Origin of the sequence: Deinococcus betulae (genome assembly GCF_020166395.1) — a bacterium.
Lineage (GTDB): Bacteria > Deinococcota > Deinococci > Deinococcales > Deinococcaceae > Deinococcus > Deinococcus betulae.
This window is the reverse complement of record NZ_JAIQXU010000094.1, coordinates 1-772: the sequence shown is the minus strand read 5'-3', so window position 1 is coordinate 772 and position 772 is coordinate 1. Positions and strand designations below refer to the sequence as shown.

1 protein-coding gene is annotated in these 772 nt (G+C 66.2%); it reads left to right on the top strand.

Annotated features, from left to right (window positions below; translation table 11 throughout):
• Window positions 1-11: 11 nt before the first annotated feature.
• Window positions 12-772: branched-chain amino acid ABC transporter substrate-binding protein (locus K7W42_RS22775; RefSeq protein WP_224577697.1), on the top strand; the 761-nt coding region annotated here is incomplete at its 3' end.

Sequence of the window (772 nt, the reverse complement as noted above, 5' to 3'; positions counted from 1 at the left end):
CCGGAGGATTCATGAAGAAGACCGCGATTTCGCTGACCGTCCTGGCCGCCCTGGCCATGGGCACCGCCTCCGCCCAGACCACCATCAAGATTGCCAGCCTCAGCCCGCTGTCCGGCGGCCAGAGCGACCTGGGCAGCCAGATTCGCAACGGCGCGCAGCTGGCCGTCAACGAGTACAAAGCGCAGTTCAAGAAGCTGGGCTTTGACCTCGTGCTCGTCCCCTACGACGACCAGGCTGATCCCGCCACCGGCACCTCGGCCGCCAACAAGATCGCCGCTGACCGCCAGATCATGGCCGTCGTGGGCACCCTGAACAGCGGCGTGGCCATTCCCGCCAGCGCCGTGCTGGTCAAGAGCCGCGTGGCGATGGTCTCCCCGGCCAACACCGCCAACGGCGTGACCGACCGCGGCCTGACCAACATGAACCGCATCGTGGCCCGCGACGACGCCCAGGGCCCGGCCGGCGCCAACTTCATCAGTGGCAACCTGAAAGCCAAGAAGGTCTACGTCCTGAACGACAAGACCGCCTACGGCGAAGGTCTGGCCAAGGAAGTTGAGAAGGCCCTCAAGGCCAAGGGCGTGACGGTCTCGGCCAACGAAGGCACCGAGGAAAAGAGCGACTTCTCCGGCATCATCGCCAAGATTCGCCTCCAGCGCCCCGACGCCATCTACTTCGGCGGCATCTACAACCAGGTGGGCGTGTTCATCAAGCAGCTGCGTGAAGCGGGCCTGGCGACCCCCGTGGTCGGCGGCGACGGCCTGGACAGCGGCGA